The organism is Hymenobacter sp. CRA2 (genome assembly GCF_002007105.1).
Classification (GTDB): domain Bacteria; phylum Bacteroidota; class Bacteroidia; order Cytophagales; family Hymenobacteraceae; genus Solirubrum.
The window spans coordinates 320,978-337,652 of record NZ_MVBC01000003.1 but is presented as its reverse complement, the minus strand read 5'-3'; the positions used below and the strand labels follow the sequence as shown (position 1 = coordinate 337,652).

Genomic DNA, 16,675 nt, shown 5'->3' with positions numbered 1-16,675 from the left:
TAGTATTTTCTACGTTCTTCGGGCGGTCTTACTCACCGGCCGGCACGGCAGGCGCCGCGGCCGCCCCATCGTCCCACAGTTGCGCCCCGGTAGCCGGACGGCGCTTTACCGCAGTACCATGCCTAAAATCGTTTCCCCCCAAGTCGAGTTTGCCGAGCTGATCCGGCAGGTGAAGCAAGTCACCCCCGAAATTTTCGACCAGGACGGCAAGTACCTCAACCTGATGGAAGGCCGCTGGCAGGAGCCCGGCAAGCCGCAGGACTTCGTCTCGCCCATCGACGGCTCCGTGCTGGGTGCGCTGCCCATGCTGGACCGCGCCACCGCCCTGCGCGCCGTGCAGGCCGCCCACCGCGAAGCCGCCGACTGGGGCCGCGTGGACCTGGATGAGCGCAAGCACCGCGTGCAGGATACCCTCGATCAGCTGCGCCAGCACGCCGAGCTCATCGGCAAGCTGCTGATGTGGGAAATCGGCAAAACCTACAAGCTGGGCTTCACCGACATCGACCGCTGCATCGACGGGGCGCAGTGGTACGTGGACCACATCGAGAGCATGCTCGGCCGCCGCGAGCCGCTGGGTGTAGTATCGAATATTGCCTCTTGGAACTACCCCTTCTCGGTGCTGATGCACGCCGTGCTGGTGCAGGTGCTCTGCGGCAACGCGGCCGTGGCCAAAACGCCCACCGACGGCGGCTTTATCTCGCTGAGCCTCGCCTTTGCCATTGCCCGCCGCGCCGGCCTGCCCGTGACGCTGGTGAGCGGCTCGGGTGGCGAGCTGAGCGACGTGCTGGTGAAGGACCAGGCCATCGACTGCCTGTCGTTCGTGGGCGGGCGCTACAACGGCCGCAACATCGCCGACGCGCTGGCCTCGGTGCACAAGCGCTACATGCTGGAAATGGAGGGCGTGAACACCTACGGCATCTGGAATTTCAGCGACTGGAACGCCCTGGGCGACCAGCTGAAGAAGGGTTATGACTACGGCAAGCAGCGCTGCACGGCCTACGTGCGCTTCGTGGTGGAGCGGCGCCTGTTCCCGCAGTTCCTGGAAACCTACCAGAACTCCATCCGCAGCCTGAAAGTGGGCAACCCCACGCTGTTGGACAACCCCGGCGACAAGCTGCCCGACCTGGCTTTCGGCCCGGTCATCAACCGCCGCCAGGCCGAGGACCTCGACCGCCTCTACGCCGACGCGCTCAAAACCGGCGCTACGCCCTTCTACGAGGGCAGGCTCGACGACTCGCTGTTTTTGCCCGATCAGGACCGCTCCGCCTACCGCGCCCCGCGCGGGCTGGTGAACCTGCCGCGCCAGAGCGAGCTGTACTTCAAGGAACCCTTCGGCCCCATCGACTCGGTGGTGCTGGTGGACCGCGTGGAGGAGCTGGTGGGCGAAATGAACATTTCGAACGGTGCGCTGGTGGCCGCCGTAGCCTCCGACGACCAGAAATGGGCCCAGCGCACGGCCAAGGAAGTGCGCGCCTTTAAGGTGGGCATCAACAAGCTCCGCTCGCGCGGCGACCGGGAAGAAGTGTTCGGCGGCCTGGGCGAGTCGTGGAAGGGTGCTTTCGTGGGCGGTAAGCTGCTGGTGGAAGCCGTGACGCAGGGTGCCCCCACCGAGCCGGTGCTCGGCAACTACGAAGACGCCATTCTGCTGCCGGAGACGACCTAAACAAGGCGCCCGAACCGACGCAAACGAAAACCGCAGGCTCATCGGCCTGCGGTTTTTTTATGCTCAATCGGCGCCGGTGTATAGGCCGGGCTCAAAGTCAGGTGAGGCGAAAAACTGCCTGACTCAGGCGCGGGAAGCAGGCAGCTGACTAGGGTTGGTCCTGCCAAACGCGGCGTTGGTGTAATAGTTTTTGGCGGGCCTGCTGGCCGGTATAGGTTTGTTCCATCATCAGCGCCAGTTCAGCCAACGACACTCCCCGGAGCACTGATGGATTAGTATTCAGCCCTTTTACCCCTTACTAACCCTTACCCATGCGTACCAACCTTTACCTCTGTGCCTCGATTTTTACGGCTAGCATTGGTGCTCCGGTAGTGTCTCAGGCGCAAGCAAGCCAGGAACTGGCCGACCCGACTTCGGCGGCCACGACGCCGGCCCCGGCTTTTACCTCCACCTCTCTGGTCAAGCTGGGCACCGGTCTTACCCGCGGGCTCACCATTGGCGGCTACCGCGGCACGGCGCTGCCGGTGGTGCTCGGCGTGGAGCGGCAGCTCACCCCGGCGTGGGCGGCCTATGCCAACGTCTCCAGCGCATGGCGGGTAGGCGCGCGCACCGCCGCCCCCGAAGCGGGCCGCAACGCCATCGTCACCGAGCTGGGCGTGGATGCCGGCGCGCGCTACTACTACCACCAGGAAAAGCGCCGGGCCGAAGGGCGCGCCCACGGGCCTTTCGTGGGCAACTACCTAGCAGCACAGGCCACCACCAGCTTCACGCCTTTTTACGCGCCGCGTTTGCACCACGAAGTCACAGCCCTGTCGGTGCTATGGGGCACGCAGCACCGCGTGGGCGGCCACGGCCTGCTCGACGCTTACCTGGGCGCAGGGCTGGAAACGCGCCGGATGGGACTGACCAGCTACCAAGGGCTGCGGCTGGCTCCGCATCTGGAAGCCGGTATCAAAATCAGCTTGGTGCACTAGGCGCCCGAACCGCGCAGGCCAGTAAGCCAGCCCCGCACGGGCAGTTTTTCGCTAGACACTTCGCGCTTTGCTAAGTCACGCTGGATTTATGAACACCTTTGCGCTATCCTCCGATACTCCACTCCGGCTAGCAATTAACGTGACGCGCCTCAAGACTATCCTTTCTCATCTGGCCGTTTGGATAGCCTATTACCTCTACGAAGTCGCTTATATCATCGGGGTGCAGATTCCGTTTCCGCACCCCGTAGATTCCCTGTTTCAATTCTCCTTGTATGCAGGCTTGGTGTACAGCCACAGCGAATGGCTGTTTCCGCGCTTTTTCATTCCCAAAAAGTATGGCGCATACACGGCCGGCGTCATTGGCCTGCTCGCAGCTTATATAACGATTCGTTATTTCACGACTTCGCTGCTTGACTACTTACATATCCCGCTGCTTATCCCCAACCGTAGCCTGCGCATCCTGCTTTCTTATGGCATACTTCGCGGGGTACTATTCTACACTTATAGTTTAGCTTACGCTTACATGAAGCACGCGCTTGGCATCCAAAAGCAGCTGCGCGTGCAGGAGCAGCGGTTGCGGGAGCAGGAGCGCGGCTTGCTGGAGGCCGACATTGCCTTTCTCAAAAGCCAGATCAACCCGCACTTCCTTTTCAACGCGCTCAACTTCCTCTACGCCCAGGTGTATCCGCTTTCGGAGCCCACGGCCAAGAGCGTGCTGCTGCTCTCCGACATCATGCGCTACGCCCTGAACGAGGGCGGCGAACAGGGCAAGGTGATGCTGGACAAGGAAATTCAGCACCTGCGCAATTACGTGGCTCTGAATCAGCTGCGTTTCGGCCAGCAGCTACAGGTGCGGTTTGAGGTGCAGGGCAGCACGCAGTTTCTGCTGATTCTGCCGCTGGTGCTCATCACCTTCGTGGAGAACTGCTTCAAGCACGGCGAGCTGTTCGATGCGGCGCACCCGCTGCTGGTGCAGGTACGGGTGGAAGAAAACCAGCTGTGGCTGTACACCAGCAACCGCAAGCGCACCGGTCCGGTGGAACACTCCACCGGCATCGGGCTCGACAATACGCGCCGCCGGCTGGCCGCCATTTACCCCGAGCGCCACCAGCTCACCGTTCACGACGGCCCCGACTCCTACACTACCCACCTTCACCTGGTCCTCTAGTGATTAAGTGTCTTATTGTCGACGATGAGCAGGGCGCCATCGATATTCTCCAGCAGTTTGTGCAGAAAACGCCCTTTCTGGAGCTGGCGGCCAGCACCACCAACCCAGTGGAGGCCCTGCGCATCGTGGCCACGCAGCCCGTGGACCTGGTGTTTCTCGACATCCACATGCCCCAGCTGTCGGGTCTCGACGTGATGCCGTTGCTGACGGGCAAGTGCCAGGTCATTCTGACCACGGCCTACAGCGAGTTTGCCCTCAAAGGCTTCGAACTGGAAGCCCTGGACTACTTGCTCAAGCCCATTGCCTTCGAGCGGTTTCTGAAGGCGGCACAAAAAGCGCTGAAGGCCCAAGCCCCCGTAACCCAGCCCGTGACCCTGCCCCCCGATAACTACATCTTCGTCAAGACCGAAAGCAAGGGCAAGATGCGCAAGGTGGCCTTCGAGGAAATCGTGTACGTGGAGGGGCTCAAGAATTACGTGTCCATTTACACCGAGCAGGAGCGCATCATCACCTTGCTCAACATCAAAGACCTGCAGGACCGGCTGCCGGCCACGCAGTTCATGCGCGTGCACAAGTCCTACATCGTGTCGCTGCCCAAAATCAAAGCCCTGGACGGCAACCAGATCCTGTTTCAGGACGGCAAGGCCAGCGCCCCGCTCGGCGACACCTACCGCCGGGGCTTCTTCGAGGCCTTGCAGCGCCACGTGGTGGGCGGCTAAGCACCCGCCGCAGCTGCCGATTACTCCCAAAGTCCTGCTTTTCTCAACCGCTGCCTGCTAAATCAGCCAGCGCCCGGCTCATATGGCCTTGGGAGTTGCCCTAATAGGCTTCCCGGCCTCTTATCTTCTTCTACTTCAGCTTCATCTTCCTGACTACGATGCTTACGTTCTTTTCCTCCTGCCTTCGTACCGTTGGTGCTTTATTTGGCCTGGTCCTGGCCCTGTTGCTGAGTTCGTGCTCCACCAAGGAGTCGGTGCCCCCCGCGCCCACTACCGGCAAGGTGCAAGGCGTAGTGACGCCGCTCGGCGCCGCTACCAGCCTGACACTGACAGCCGCCGATGGCACCTATAACACGGTGGCCCCCAACGCCACGACGGGCGCCTTTGAATTTGCAGCAGTACCGATCGGCACTTATTCCCTCACGGCAGCGCCCATCACGGGTTATAGCCCGACTACGCCGATAGTATTGATGGTGCAAGCCGGCCAAACCACAACCGCCGGCATGCAGCTGGTGCGCGACGGGCGTATCCGCGGCACCATGAGCTGGGAGCAGGATGGCGTGCCGCAACAGGCCGGGGCCTTGTTTTACGGCCAGATCTACGACTCCTTTTTCTCCCTGGAGGGCAGCACAGTCGCCGCGCCCAACGGCGCTCATCAAGCGGTTTCGCTGGTACTGCCGCACTTGGTACGGGCACCGGGCACTGCTTTCCAAGGCGTCGGCAACTACACGCTTGGCGTGGCAGAGTACCCGTTTGCCATGGTCAGCAACTACCTGGACCGTTTTGGAACCATGGACCGCCACGCCACCAGCTACGCCAACCAGCCCGTGGGCACGGTGCACATCACCCGCTTCGATCTGACCAACCGGACGGCCGCCGGCACCTTTGAGTTCGTGGCCGATCTGACCACTAACACGTCCGGCACCGCCGCTGCTAAGGTGCGCATCACCAACGGCCGCTTCGACATCACCTTCTAGCCCGGCCGGAATTATTCTACCCTCCAGGCGCATACAGCGCCAGCAACGGCAGCTACTTATCTCATTACCTGTCTATTATGCCACGCATTATCCTACTGTGGACGCTCTTTCTTTCCGGCCCGGCCCTGGCGCAGCAGTTACCCGCCGCCGATAACGCTCTACCGGCAGTAACGCGGCCTTCGAGCACTGCCGACACGGCCCAGGCGGTGCACCGTCTTTTCGTCCGGCACCGCCGCCTGGGCGCCCTGCTGGCGGGCGGGGCCATAGCCGCCGATTTGACGCTGGCCGGCGTGGCTACCGCCAGTCAGCCCGATGCCTCCAGCAGTTCGGGCGGCGGGTTTGGCCTAGGTGGGACGACATTTCGGCTCGGCTTTGGTCAGCACGCCCTGGTTTTTGGTGTGCTGATGGCCCCGATAGCCGGGGTAGGCGTGCAGCAACTCATTGCGTACCGCCCGGAGCGCGAAACCCAGGTTCTGGCCGACCACGCGGCGCACGGCACACTGCCTGCCCGCGTTCGGCGCCAGCTGCGTCGGTATTTGCGCCAGTAGCGCGGGCCTGAGCGCTTCGCCGGCTGCGGCCCGGCGGCTCCGCTTTTTGCCTGAGCAATTTAGCTGCTGGTTAAAATGCCCTGGCGGCTATCTTTAGGCCCATGCCCCAAGTCTCCCAGCGCGGCGCGGCCATGCCCATGTCGCCGTACCGCAAGCTCACGCCCTACGCCGACGCAGCCAAAGCCCGCGGCATTCACGTGTACCACCTCAACATCGGCCAGCCCGACATCGAGACGCCGGCGGCCGTGCTGGCAGCCGTGCAGCAGGCCGATATCCGGGTGCTGGAGTACTCGCACGGGGCCGGCAACCTGAGCTACCGCCAGAAGCTGGCCAGCTACTACCAGCGCAACCACATCGACGTGACGCCCGATGACCTCATCGTGACGACGGGCGGCTCGGAGGCCATTCTGTTTGCCCTGCTCAGCTGCCTCAACCCCGGCGACGAAGTCATCGTGCCCGAGCCTTACTATGGGGCCTACACGGCCTTTGCCATTGCGGCGGGCGTGCACCTGGTGCCGGTGCTTTCGCACATCGAAACCGGCTTTGCTTTGCCGCCCATAGCCGATCTGGAAGCGCGCGTGACCGAGCGCACCAAGGCCGTGCTCATCTGCAACCCCAACAACCCCACCGGCTACGTGTACACCCGCGCGGAGCTGGAGCAGCTATTGGCTTTCTGCCAGCGCCACCAGCTGTTTCTGCTCTCCGACGAAGCCTACCGCGAATTCTGCTACGACGCGCCCTACGTCAGCGCCCTGCACCTGGGACCCGCGGCCGAAGCCCACGTAGTGCTGCTCGATACCATTTCGAAGCGCTACAGCGCCTGCGGGGCACGCATCGGGGCCCTAGTTACCAAGAACCCGCAGGTGCACGACGCAGCCTTCCGCTTCGCCCAGATGCGCATCAGCCCGCCCGGCCTGGCCCAGCTGCTGGGCGAAGCCGCCGCCGAACTGCCCGACTCTTATTTCGACCACACCAAGGCCGAGTACCAGGCCCGCCGCGACCGAATGGTAGCGCGCCTGCGCGAAATGCCCGGCGTGCAGTGCCCCGTGCCCGGCGGCGCCTTCTACGTGATGCCCCACCTGCCCATCGACGACTCGGAGCGGTTTGCGCGCTGGCTGCTGGAGGCGTTTCAGCACGAGGGCGGCACGGTGATGCTCTCGCCAGCCACGGGCTTCTATGCCACGCCAGGCGGCGGCCGGCAGGAGGTGCGCCTGGCCTACGTGCTCAACCTGGCGGCCATCGACCGGGCCATGGATTGCCTGGCCGAAGCGCTGCGCGTGTACCCTGGTCGTCAGCATTGATACCGTTCTTCCTCTGATCAGGAACAAAAAGCCTATCCGACAAATGCAGATCGTCATGTCGAGCTGGTCGAGACATCTTGCTGGCTAATATTCTTCTCGTGGAGCTACTATCGGGCATCAGCACGCGAACTGTTTTCGACTGCGCTCGGCATGACCGCCTGTTTCAGGCTGTTCCACTTGTCGGGCAGGCTCTAAACCTGGCAGCTGGCTCACTGTCGAAGCGGTGGTTTTTCTAGCTTAGCGGCCGCCCACCGCGGGCTTACCTTCTTCTGTCATGTCCCAATCGTCTGCTCCCATCACGGAAGCTCCTGCCACCAGCAAATACTCCGGTGCCCTGCGCATCTGGCACTGGAGCAATGCGGCCATCATTTCCGGCCTGCTGAGCACCATTTTGTTTTTGCGCGTCATCATCAACATGCGCGGGCAGCTGCCCAAAATCCAGGAAAACCTGGCCAAAACGGGCGTCACGCTGAGCCAGGAGCAGGCCCGCGGCATTGGCCGGGTGGTGAGCCACCGCATCTGGGACTGGCATATTTACCTCGGCGTGACGCTGGCCGTGCTGCTGGGCTGGCGCCTGGTGGCCGAGCTGGCTGCTCCGGCGCTGCAGACGTTCCGCCACCGCCTGCGGCGCTCGAAGGAGTACCAGGCCGAAGAGCACGGCGCGTTTCGTATGCGCCACTCGGTGCTGGTGAAGTACTCCTACGTGGTATTCTACCTGCTGCTAACGGTGATGGTGGTAACGGGCCTCATCCTCACGTACGCCGACGACGTGGAGGCCCTGCACAAGATCGAGCACACGGTGAAGGAAATTCACAACGTGAACATGTACCTCATCATCGCCTTCGTGGTGGCCCACATTGTGGGCGTGGTGTGGGCCGAGCTGCACAAGGATAAGGGCATCACCTCCGATATGATTCACGGGGGCGAAATCCGCAAATAGGCTTCATCGGAACCCCTGTACGCTGGGCCGGCCGCTGCAAGACCTCGGGTTTTGCAGCGGCCGGCCTGGTTGTTTTGGCCGATGGTGGCACGGTTTTGCGTCGGCGGCTGCGTGGCGGACGCGGCGCCGGCCGTATTTTCGGCTGCCTGCTCTTTTCCCCGCCGGCCGCTTACCTGCATGAAGTCCCTGTGCCGCTTCCGTCTGCCCGCTTTTCTGGGGTTGCTGACCCTCACCGCCGCTGCCAGCTACCCGCGGCAAGTCCCTCCCCTGCCCCACCACCTCACCCTGCGCCTCAACGGCGCCCCGGTGCTCGTTGATACCACTTATTCGCGCATCGAAGCGTCGTCGGGTGCGGGCAAGGTGCTCACGCTGAACCTGATTCGGGCCGATGCCCCCGACGACCCCGGCCTGACCATCCTGGTGGACGAGTTCAAGCCCGTGCCGCAGGTGTACCGTTTCAAGGAAATCCTGAGCGCCCACGTGCGCGAGGCCACTTACCGCGTGGGCGAAACCACCGCCGAATCCATGGCCTGCGGCGTCAACGACGGCGAGGTACGCGTCACGGCCGTGGATACCAAGCAGCACGTGCTGACGGGCACTTTTCGGGCGGTGGTGTGCTCCACCAGCGCCCCGCGCAACGCCAAGAAGATGACATTTGAGGGCAGCTTCCGCTTTCCGTACGAAGTGCGGTAAACCCTCCTGCTAACTAGCACTAGTAGCTGCAAGAACGCCTGTCATCCTGCCGAAGGAAGGACTTTACCACCCATGAACGACCATCATTGTTACGACTCGTTCTGGTGTGATAAGGTCCTTCGCGTTCCGCTCAGGATGACAGGCGTTTTTACTACTCTGTTCTTGCTATGATGCCTTACAGCGTGGCCAGATCAATCACAAAGCGGTACTTCACGTCGCTGCGCAGCATCCGCTCGTAGGCCTCGTTGATGTAGTCGATGGGAATGACTTCCACATCGGACACGATATTGTGCTCGGCGCAGAAATCCAGCATTTCCTGCGTTTCGGCAATGCCGCCGATGTGCGAGCCGGCTAGGCGACGGCGCTGGCCCACCAGCGGAAAGATGCCGATTTGCGGGGCTTCGGGCGGCAGGCCCACCATCACCATCGTGCCGTCGAGGCGCAGCAGTAGCAGGTACTGATTCAGGTCCATATTCGAGCCGACGGTATTGATGATCAGGTCGAAGTAGTTGCGCTCCTGCTTGAGCACCTCCGGGTCCTTGGTTACCACGAAGCGGTGGGCGCCCAGGACTTTGGCGTCGGCTTCCTTGGAGGGCGAGGTGCTGAGCACGGTCACTTCGGCGCCCATGGCGGCGGCCAGCTTTACGGCCATGTGGCCCAGACCGCCCAGGCCCACCACACCCACGCGTTTGCCGGGGCCGACGCCCCAGGTGCGCAGCGGCGAGTAGGTGGTAATACCGGCGCAAAGCAGCGGTGCTACGCCTTCCAGCGGCAGCTTATCCGACACGCGCAGCACGTAGTTTTCGTCGACCACCAGCTGCTTGGAATAGCCGCCGTAGGTGCGCGTCTGGCGGTCCTGCAGGGTGCTGTTGTAGGTGAAGCTGATGTGCGTCTCGCAGTACTGCTCCAGGCCCTGCTGACAGTTGGGGCAGGTGCGGCAGGTATCCACCATGCAGCCCACGCCCACCAGGTCGCCGGTCTTGAACTTGTTTACCTGGCCGCCCACTTCGGTCACGCGGCCCACGATTTCGTGGCCGGGCACCATGGGGAAGGTCGAGCCGCCCCACTCGTCGCGGGCCTGGTGCACGTCGGAGTGGCACACGCCGCAGTACAGTACTTCGATTTGCACGTCGTGCGGGCCGGGGGCGCGGCGGTCTAGCTGAAAGGGGCCGAGGGGCTCGGTGGCGGAAGGAGCCGCGTAAGCTTTGGTTTCACTCATGGGAGTTGCTTGAAGAAGGGATGACAAATATCACCGCCGCGGGCGGCTACCGCGGCGGTGGATGGTGGTAACTTTGCTGCGAAGGTTTTTGTTGGTACGCCGATGCTGTTTCGTCTGTTTTCTTCTTCGCTGGGCCGCCTGCGCCTGGTTGGTTTTCTCGAAGGCTTGTCGTTTCTGGTGCTACTGGGCATTGCCATGCCGCTGAAGTACCTTTTCGGCCAGCCCGAAGCCGTGCGCGCCGTAGGTATGGCCCACGGCCTGCTCTTCGTGCTCTACGTGCTGCTGCTCATCATTTCCACCATCGAGTACAGCTGGTCCTTCCGCAAAGCGGCGCTGGGCTTTGCCGCCTCGCTGGTGCCACTGGGCACGTTCTGGGCCGATAAGCGGCTGTTTCGGCCTGAGTAAGGCTTTTTTCAGATCCTCAGAACGTCATTCCGAGCCTAGCCGAGGAATCTTGCGTGCTGACGTCAGGTAGCAATTTGCTCGTTCCACGAGAAGCTAACTATCTGGCTAAACACGCGAGATTCCTCGGCTGCGCTCGGAATGACGTTCTTTTTTCGCCGTGCCTATGCGGGCTTAGCCACCTTGCCCTGCCGCAGCTGTGCCACTACTTGCTCGCGCATGCGCTGCATGGAGCCGCGGGCAAACCGGCGCTGCAATGAGCGGCCGAACAGCTTGAAGCCGATGCGGTAAAACGGGTTGCTGATGCGGTCGGGCTGGGAGTAGGCTTGCACCTGAAACTTCACCTTGCCGGTGCGCAGGTTTTTGTGGATGGTGAAGGTAATCTGCCCCTTTTCGAAGTGGCCTTTCAGGGTGCGGTAGTTGTAGCCCCACACCTGCTCGGGGCCGTCGGGTGAGTCGCGCTGCTCGTCCGTCACGCCGCCGATGCGCACCCCAAACCAGAAGGTGAAGAACAGGAAGTGCGCCCGCAGCAGCATCACACGCTCGGCCAGGGGCTGATCGGGCACGAAAATGCCGGTAATCAGGTCGGGCGGCGGGAAGGAGTAGTTCAGCAGCACCTGCTTGGCCGCCTCGAAGCTGCCGCCGGCCACGGGCGGACCGGGCGGCTCGGTAGGCAGCAGGGTGTGGTAATCGTCGAGGCGCCAGCCGGCGGCGGCCGTGTACTCGCTCACACGGTCCAGGTCGTAGTTGATTTGGGCTTTGCTGTAGGCGTCGAGCTGGGTTTTGTAGCGCTGCCAGAGGGGCGGAGCGGTAGCAGTGGCGGGGCTAGTCGCGTTCATGGCGTTCGGTGTGCTTGCCGGAGGCTTCGTGCTCCGTGGTTTCTACCTGCACCGGGCCCAGGATTTCGCCGCCGCTGGCCTCGGCTACGCGCTGGCAAAAGGTGACCCAGGTCTGCTCCTGCACCTGCTTGCCCACGCCCAGGGTGCTGTAGGCAAACGCCACCAGCCCGTCGCGGGAGCGGGCCCGGGAGCGGATTTCGAAGCGCAGGGTATCGGCTTTGTTGGGCAGCTGGCGCAGCGAGAAGCGGATGGTACCGGCCTCGGGGTGGCCTTCCAGGGTGCACAGCTCGAAGTGCTGATCGGCTACTTCCGTCACGCGCACCGAGCCATTCCACGGCCCGAGAATCTTGATGTGAAACTCGTCGCCGATGCGCAGCTGGTGCTCCTCGCCCTTGGCCTTGTGGAAGTCAGCCAACAGGTTGGGGGAAAACTCTTCGATGTGGCACTGAATGCGGTGCATCAGCGCCGGCGCGGCCTCCTTGGGCCGGGCCACGTCGATGTAGTAGCGCCGTTCGGTAAACGGGCCGGCGCCTTCTTCGGCGGATTGAACGTCCTGACTCATGTAAACCGCGCCGCCGGGGGTGGTGAGGGAGGGCGACGCTGCTGCTGCAAACGTGCCCGCCGCTGGCTAGGTTGGCTTAGTCGGCCCCGAGGCTACGCCAGGTGCTGCTGGCACCAGCTCACCGCCAGGTCGCCGACTTCGGCCAGGGTGCCGGGTTCCTCAAACAAGTGGCTGGCGCCGGGCACCACGCACAGCTGCTTGGGTCCGGTAAGCGTTTGCAGGGCCTGCTCGTTGGGCCCCATCACGGGCCAGTCCTGCCCACCCACGATCAGCAAGGTGGAGGCCTGCACACGGCCCAGCGTGGCGGGCAGGGCAAGGTCGGGGCGGCCACCGCGCAAAATCACGGCGCCTACGTGGCTGCCCAACTCGGCAGCGGCGTTCAGGGCCGGGGCAGCGCCGGTGCTGGCCCCAAAAAAGCCTAACCGCAAATCGTGCAGGCGCTGCTCGCGGCGCAGCCAACTGGCCGCGCCAAGCAGGCGGCGCGTGAGCAGGTCCAGGTCGAAGCGGGCTTCGAAGGCGTTGTCCTCCTCGGGGGTGAGCAGATCGAGCAGCAAAGTACCAAAACCGGCTTGCTGCAGGCGGCGGGCCACATACTGATTGCGTGGGCTAAGGCGGGAACTGCCGTTGCCGTGCACAAAAACCACAATACCAGGCGCTAACGCGGGTATGACCAGCTCGCCGGGCAAGGTGGCGAAGGGAAGCTCCAGGCGTACGGGCCTGGGAGCAATAGAGGGGAGCATAACCGGGATGCGAAAAGGCGAAAACGCGGCAGAGTGCTTACGCAAATGTGGTGTATTGCGTTGGCTTTGTGCCGGCTCGCCCGATGTTATTGGCTAAAAGCAGGTTCGCCTACTACTTTTGCCTGAATTACCTTGCCCTCATACTATCTTCCGCTGTGCCGGTGGATGCAGCCTTCGCCGTCCGCTCGCGGCCTTTACTGCCCCGGTCCCGCAACGGTCGACCCAGCGGCCGTGTCCTTTTGCTTCTGTTCTTTTTTCGCTTGCCTCGTTGATGCAACGTTTCCCTTTCCGCCGGTTGTTGCGCGGCTTGTCCGCTGCCGCCCTGACCGCCCTGCTGCCCGTGGCGGCACTAGCTCACTCCTCGCCCACCGCTACCGCCGCCGCTGGCAACCAGTTTGTGGCCGATAGCCTCGACCAGTACGTGAAGCGCGGCCTACGCCTGTGGCAGATTCCGGGTCTGGCTGTGGTGGTGGTGAAAGATGGCCAGGTGGTGGTCAGCAAGGGCTACGGCGTGCGCGCCGTGGGCCGGCCCGAGCCCGTGGACGGCAACACGCTGTTCATGATTGCCTCGAACTCCAAGCTGTTTACCGGCACGGCGCTGGCGGCCCTGGAGCAGCAAGGCAAACTTTCGCTAAATGACCCAGCCAGCAAATACCTGCCCGGCTTTCAGCTCTACGACCCCATCAGCTCCCAGCTGGTGACGGTGCGCGACCTGCTGGGGCACCACCTCGGCACCAAGACCTTCCAAGGCGACTTTGCCTTTTGGGACAGCAACTTTTCCCGGCAGGAAATCATCGACCACATGCGGCTGCTGAAACCCGTGACGCCTTTTCGGCAGGACTACGGCTACTGCAACGCGGGCTTTCTGGCCGCCGGGCAGGTGATTCCGGCCGTAACGGGCGGCACCTCGTGGGAAAGCTACGTGGAGCAAACGCTACTCAAGCCGCTGGGCATGTCGAACACCTACATGCTGACGGCGGGCTTTGGGCAGCGCCCCAACATTGCCCTGCCCTACTCCAACGCCTACGGCCCGCTGGCCGTGCTACCCTTCGACCAGGTAGACAACCTCGGCCCGGCGGCCAGCATGGTGTCGTGTGTGAATGACCTAGCGAAGTGGCTGCAGTTTCAGCTCGACAACGGCAAGTACCAGGGCAAAGAAGTGCTGCCCGCGGCGGCCCTGCGCCGCACCCGCGACGCCAACACGGCGGTATCGGCGCGCAAGTCGCCCATCCTGCCGGAGCACTTCCGCACCTACGGCCTGGGCGTATTCGCCGCCGATTACAACGGCAGGCAGGTGTTCTGGCACACGGGCGGCGCCAACGGTTACGTGACCAACACCTGCTTCGTGCCGGAGGAAAACCTGGGTATTGCGGTGCTCACCAACCAGGACACGCAGAGCTTCTTCGAGGCGCTGCGCTACCAGCTGCTCGACGCCTACCTGGACATGCCCTACCTCGACCGCAGCCGCCAGCTGTGGCAGCGCAGCGCCCCCGGCTACGCCGAAACCAAGGCCGACATCGAGAAGCTGGCGGCCCGCGTGGCCAAAAAGGGCAAGCCCGAGCTGGCCCTGAAAGCCTACGCCGGCCAGTACACGCACCCGGTGTACGGCCCCGTGACCATCGAAGCGAAGGGCAAGCAGCTGCTGGTGCACTTCAGCCACCATCCGCAGCTTATCGGCACGCTGGATTATATGGACGGGCAGCAGTTCCGCACCACCTACTCTAACCTTGCCTACGGCATCTACCCGGCTACTTTCACCGTGGCCGAGGGGCAGGTGAAAGCGGTGGAGCTCCGCGTAAATGATGGTATCGACCAAGACCCGTACGTGTTCAGCCGGGTGAATTCGTAGGCTGAATCTGGAATGACAGCAAGGGCCAGCTGCTTGAAAAGTAGCTGGCCCTTGCCATGTTAGGGGCTGGTCATTCTAGCAGATCATTTTCGCCCGCTGCTCAACGTAGATTACCTCGCTTAAGCCGCCGCGTCGCTTGCGTTGGGGCAAATAGTAGCCGCGCCGCCCGCGCCCTGCGTATAGCCCGGCACACCCACCCGCCTGCCTCCCCCATGGCCTACTACCGTCCCTACCACCCGCCCGCCGACCCCGAGCTCGTCCGCACGCTCACCCAGCAGCAACACGACATGCGCCAGCAGCAGCGCCTGGAGCCGCTGGCGCACCCGCCTAAGCTGATTGCCGGCCTGGATTCGTCGTTTCCAACGGAAGACACCATTCTTTCTGTCATCGTGGTGCTCCGGTTTCCGGAGCTGGAGCTGGTGGAGAAGGTGTACAACTACGGCCCGGTGGACATGCCGTACGTGCCCGGCTTCCTCTCCTTCCGCGAAGCGCCCAACCTCGTGCACGCCTTTGCCAAGCTGCAACACCAGCCCGACGTGCTGATGGTAGACGGCCACGGCTACGCGCACCCGCGCCGCATGGGCATTGCCGCCCATATCGGCATCTTGCTCGACAAGCCCAGCTTCGGCGTAGCCAAGCAGGTGCTGACCGGCCAGCACCCCGAACCGGAGGCAGCACCGGGCAGCACGGCCCCGCTCACCGATAAGAAAACCGGCGAGCTTATCGGGGAAGTATTGCGCACCAAGGAACGCGTAAAACCAGTATTTGTCAGCCCCGGGAACCGCATGGACCAAGACACGGCTACGGCCTTGGCCTGGCACTGCACCCGCGGCTACAAGCTACCCGAGCCTACGCGCCTGGCCGACCACTGGGCCGAGCAGTTCAAGAAAGAGGTACGCTGAGCGGCTTAGCTCCAGCCGCTTTCGCCACCTTGTCGCGCAGCCTAGCAAATGACTCCCCATCGGCCGCCGGCAGCCCGAGCAGCTGCGCCACCGCCTCGTATACCGGGCGCGGACCAGCGGCGGCGCCCATGATGCCGCGGTCCAGCGGCTGTTGCTGCGACTTGCTGAGCTTGCGGCCGTCGGCCCCTGGCAGCAGCGGGTGGTGCAGGAACTGTATGCGGTCGGCGTTGAACGCGGCTGTTTCGGGCAGTTGCCGGGCTAGCCAGAGCTGCGCGGCGGTACTTGGCAGCAAGTCTAGCCCCCGCACGATAAGGGTGGTACCGAGGCGCAGGTCGTCGGCAATGCTGGCTAGCTGATACGCCGCTACCGCGTCTTTCTTGCGCAGCACGAAATCGGGCATGGCGCGGTCCAGGGCGACGCTCACCGGGCCCTGCCAGGCATCGGCGAAACTGATTTCCGTATTTGGGGGCACTGGGGTGCGCCATGCCACGCCAGGCGTATCCAGGTCGGCGGGCACTTCCGCGTCTTGGGTGCGGGAGCGGGTGCTGGCGTGCAGCAAGCCGGCGCGCAGGCGCAGGCGGCGCAGCAGCGTGTTGTATTCGGGCAGGTGCAGCAGCTGCGAGTGGTGGCGCAGGAAGTCGTCGGGGCCGCTGGGGCCGTGGTCGTAATCAAGGCCCAGCCACTCGATGGTGCGGAAGATACTCTCCAGATAGGGTCGGCGGAGGCGGTTGCGGTCCAGGTCGTCGATGCGCAGGTGCAGCTGGCCGCCGCTGCGGCGCACCAGCAGCCAGGTCAGCACGAAGTTGACGGCGTTGCCCAGGTGCAAGTAACCGCTGGGCGTGGGCGCGAGGCGGCCTACCAGCGGGGCCGTCGGCCGGGCTGGCACGGCAGCGGCAATGAGCTGATTCATGGTTCGAACTTACGACCGAACGCGCGGGCTGTCGTCGCTGCAAACGAGCGGTAGCACCGGCAGTCATTGCGAGCGAAGCGCGGCAATCGTTCCTCTCGCGGCACAACGCCAACACTGGCAGCAACTAAAAACAAGCACCGCCCGAAACCGCAGATGCTAGTTTCGGGCGGTGCTTGTTTTATCGGCGTACCTACAAACCAAAACCGATTGCTTCGTCGTGCCTCCTCGCAATGACAGCGGGGTGGTGCCGTCGTACTCCTCAAAAGTAT

17 protein-coding genes are annotated in these 16,675 nt (G+C 63.3%); 12 read left to right on the top strand and 5 right to left on the bottom strand.

The window, feature by feature from the left end; translation table 11 throughout:
• Positions 1-118: 118 nt before the first annotated feature.
• From B0919_RS07760 to B0919_RS07720, 9 genes are all read left to right on the top strand, one after another.
• Positions 119-1,663 carry an aldehyde dehydrogenase family protein gene (locus tag B0919_RS07760; RefSeq protein WP_078011664.1) on the top strand — a complete coding sequence of 515 codons (1,545 nt, stop codon included), beginning with the start codon at positions 119-121 and terminating at the stop codon, positions 1,661-1,663.
• 311 nt (positions 1,664-1,974) lie between these two features.
• Complete coding sequence (locus B0919_RS07755; protein WP_078011663.1) at positions 1,975-2,637, top strand: hypothetical protein; 663 nt, start codon at positions 1,975-1,977, stop codon at positions 2,635-2,637.
• 523 nt (positions 2,638-3,160) lie between these two features.
• Entirely contained in the window at positions 3,161-3,805 is a 645-nt protein-coding gene (locus B0919_RS25175) for a sensor histidine kinase (protein ID WP_176132919.1), read from the top strand.
• Entirely contained in the window at positions 3,805-4,524 is a 720-nt protein-coding gene (locus tag B0919_RS07745) for a LytR/AlgR family response regulator transcription factor (protein ID WP_078011661.1), read from the top strand. Before B0919_RS25175 ends, B0919_RS07745 begins: the two co-directional genes overlap by 1 nt.
• 158 nt (positions 4,525-4,682) lie before the next feature.
• On the top strand, positions 4,683-5,501 hold the full coding sequence (locus tag B0919_RS07740; protein ID WP_078011660.1) for a carboxypeptidase-like regulatory domain-containing protein: 819 nt from the start codon (positions 4,683-4,685) through the stop codon (positions 5,499-5,501).
• 77 nt (positions 5,502-5,578) lie between these two features.
• A complete protein-coding gene (locus tag B0919_RS07735) occupies positions 5,579-6,049 on the top strand; it encodes a hypothetical protein (protein WP_078011659.1) in 471 nt (156 codons plus the stop codon).
• Between the two features lie 101 nt (positions 6,050-6,150).
• Positions 6,151-7,350 carry a pyridoxal phosphate-dependent aminotransferase gene (locus tag B0919_RS07730; RefSeq protein WP_078011658.1) on the top strand — a complete coding sequence of 400 codons (1,200 nt, stop codon included), beginning with the start codon at positions 6,151-6,153 and terminating at the stop codon, positions 7,348-7,350.
• 274 nt (positions 7,351-7,624) lie between these two features.
• On the top strand, positions 7,625-8,290 hold the full coding sequence (locus tag B0919_RS07725) for a cytochrome b/b6 domain-containing protein (RefSeq protein WP_078011657.1): 666 nt from the start codon (positions 7,625-7,627) through the stop codon (positions 8,288-8,290).
• Between the two features lie 177 nt (positions 8,291-8,467).
• Positions 8,468-8,983: a hypothetical protein gene (locus tag B0919_RS07720; protein WP_078011656.1), complete on the top strand. Its 516-nt coding sequence runs from the start codon at positions 8,468-8,470 to the stop codon at positions 8,981-8,983.
• A gap of 175 nt (positions 8,984-9,158) precedes the next feature.
• On the opposite strand, the gene B0919_RS07715 is transcribed toward B0919_RS07720, so the two are convergent.
• Positions 9,159-10,202 carry an NAD(P)-dependent alcohol dehydrogenase gene (locus B0919_RS07715; RefSeq protein WP_078011655.1) on the bottom strand — a complete coding sequence of 348 codons (1,044 nt, stop codon included), beginning with the start codon at positions 10,200-10,202 and terminating at the stop codon, positions 9,159-9,161.
• A 102-nt stretch (positions 10,203-10,304) separates the two neighbouring features.
• Between B0919_RS07715 and B0919_RS07710 the strand changes: the two genes are divergently transcribed.
• Complete coding sequence (locus B0919_RS07710) at positions 10,305-10,607, top strand: DUF3817 domain-containing protein (RefSeq protein WP_078011654.1); 303 nt, start codon at positions 10,305-10,307, stop codon at positions 10,605-10,607.
• Between the two features lie 161 nt (positions 10,608-10,768).
• Here B0919_RS07710 and B0919_RS07705 read toward each other — a convergent pair whose 3' ends face one another.
• From B0919_RS07705 to B0919_RS07695, 3 genes are all read right to left on the bottom strand, one after another.
• Positions 10,769-11,443 carry a DUF1990 domain-containing protein gene (locus B0919_RS07705; protein ID WP_078011653.1) on the bottom strand — a complete coding sequence of 225 codons (675 nt, stop codon included), beginning with the start codon at positions 11,441-11,443 and terminating at the stop codon, positions 10,769-10,771.
• Complete coding sequence (locus B0919_RS07700) at positions 11,430-12,005, bottom strand: DUF1990 family protein (protein ID WP_078011652.1); 576 nt, start codon at positions 12,003-12,005, stop codon at positions 11,430-11,432. The genes B0919_RS07705 and B0919_RS07700 overlap by 14 nt, the downstream gene beginning before the upstream one ends.
• A gap of 92 nt (positions 12,006-12,097) precedes the next feature.
• Positions 12,098-12,745, bottom strand: a complete 648-nt coding sequence (locus tag B0919_RS07695; RefSeq protein WP_078011651.1) for a dienelactone hydrolase family protein — start codon at positions 12,743-12,745, stop codon at positions 12,098-12,100.
• Between the two features lie 271 nt (positions 12,746-13,016).
• Between B0919_RS07695 and B0919_RS07690 the strand changes: the two genes are divergently transcribed.
• Positions 13,017-14,594: a serine hydrolase gene (locus tag B0919_RS07690; RefSeq protein WP_078011650.1), complete on the top strand. Its 1,578-nt coding sequence runs from the start codon at positions 13,017-13,019 to the stop codon at positions 14,592-14,594.
• 212 nt (positions 14,595-14,806) lie between these two features.
• Positions 14,807-15,496, top strand: coding sequence for a deoxyribonuclease V (gene nfi / locus B0919_RS07685; protein WP_078011649.1), 690 nt, complete (start codon positions 14,807-14,809; stop codon positions 15,494-15,496).
• Here the strand turns inward: nfi and B0919_RS07680 are convergent.
• On the bottom strand, positions 15,477-16,406 hold the full coding sequence (locus B0919_RS07680; protein ID WP_078011648.1) for a glutamate--tRNA ligase family protein: 930 nt from the start codon (positions 16,404-16,406) through the stop codon (positions 15,477-15,479). The two genes, nfi and B0919_RS07680, sit on opposite strands and share 20 nt — an antisense overlap.
• Between the last annotated feature and the right edge of the window lie 269 nt (positions 16,407-16,675).

Bases quoted from the DNA above. Each gene is read 5' to 3' on its own strand.
- B0919_RS07760 (WP_078011664.1), top strand. From the start codon at position 119: ATGCCTAAAATCGTTTCCCCCCAAGTCGAGTTTGCCGAGCTGATCCGG.
- B0919_RS07755 (WP_078011663.1), top strand. From the start codon at position 1,975: ATGCGTACCAACCTTTACCTCTGTGCCTCGATTTTTACGGCTAGCATT.
- B0919_RS25175 (WP_176132919.1), top strand. From the start codon at position 3,161: ATGAAGCACGCGCTTGGCATCCAAAAGCAGCTGCGCGTGCAGGAGCAG.
- B0919_RS07740 (WP_078011660.1), top strand. From the start codon at position 4,683: ATGCTTACGTTCTTTTCCTCCTGCCTTCGTACCGTTGGTGCTTTATTT.
- B0919_RS07735 (WP_078011659.1), top strand. From the start codon at position 5,579: ATGCCACGCATTATCCTACTGTGGACGCTCTTTCTTTCCGGCCCGGCC.
- B0919_RS07730 (WP_078011658.1), top strand. From the start codon at position 6,151: ATGCCCCAAGTCTCCCAGCGCGGCGCGGCCATGCCCATGTCGCCGTAC.
- B0919_RS07725 (WP_078011657.1), top strand. From the start codon at position 7,625: ATGTCCCAATCGTCTGCTCCCATCACGGAAGCTCCTGCCACCAGCAAA.
- B0919_RS07720 (WP_078011656.1), top strand. From the start codon at position 8,468: ATGAAGTCCCTGTGCCGCTTCCGTCTGCCCGCTTTTCTGGGGTTGCTG.
- B0919_RS07715 (WP_078011655.1), bottom strand. From the start codon at position 10,202: ATGAGTGAAACCAAAGCTTACGCGGCTCCTTCCGCCACCGAGCCCCTC.
- B0919_RS07710 (WP_078011654.1), top strand. From the start codon at position 10,305: ATGCTGTTTCGTCTGTTTTCTTCTTCGCTGGGCCGCCTGCGCCTGGTT.
- B0919_RS07705 (WP_078011653.1), bottom strand. From the start codon at position 11,443: ATGAACGCGACTAGCCCCGCCACTGCTACCGCTCCGCCCCTCTGGCAG.
- B0919_RS07700 (WP_078011652.1), bottom strand. From the start codon at position 12,005: ATGAGTCAGGACGTTCAATCCGCCGAAGAAGGCGCCGGCCCGTTTACC.
- B0919_RS07695 (WP_078011651.1), bottom strand. From the start codon at position 12,745: ATGCTCCCCTCTATTGCTCCCAGGCCCGTACGCCTGGAGCTTCCCTTC.
- B0919_RS07690 (WP_078011650.1), top strand. From the start codon at position 13,017: ATGCAACGTTTCCCTTTCCGCCGGTTGTTGCGCGGCTTGTCCGCTGCC.
- nfi (WP_078011649.1), top strand. From the start codon at position 14,807: ATGGCCTACTACCGTCCCTACCACCCGCCCGCCGACCCCGAGCTCGTC.
- B0919_RS07680 (WP_078011648.1), bottom strand. From the start codon at position 16,406: ATGAATCAGCTCATTGCCGCTGCCGTGCCAGCCCGGCCGACGGCCCCG.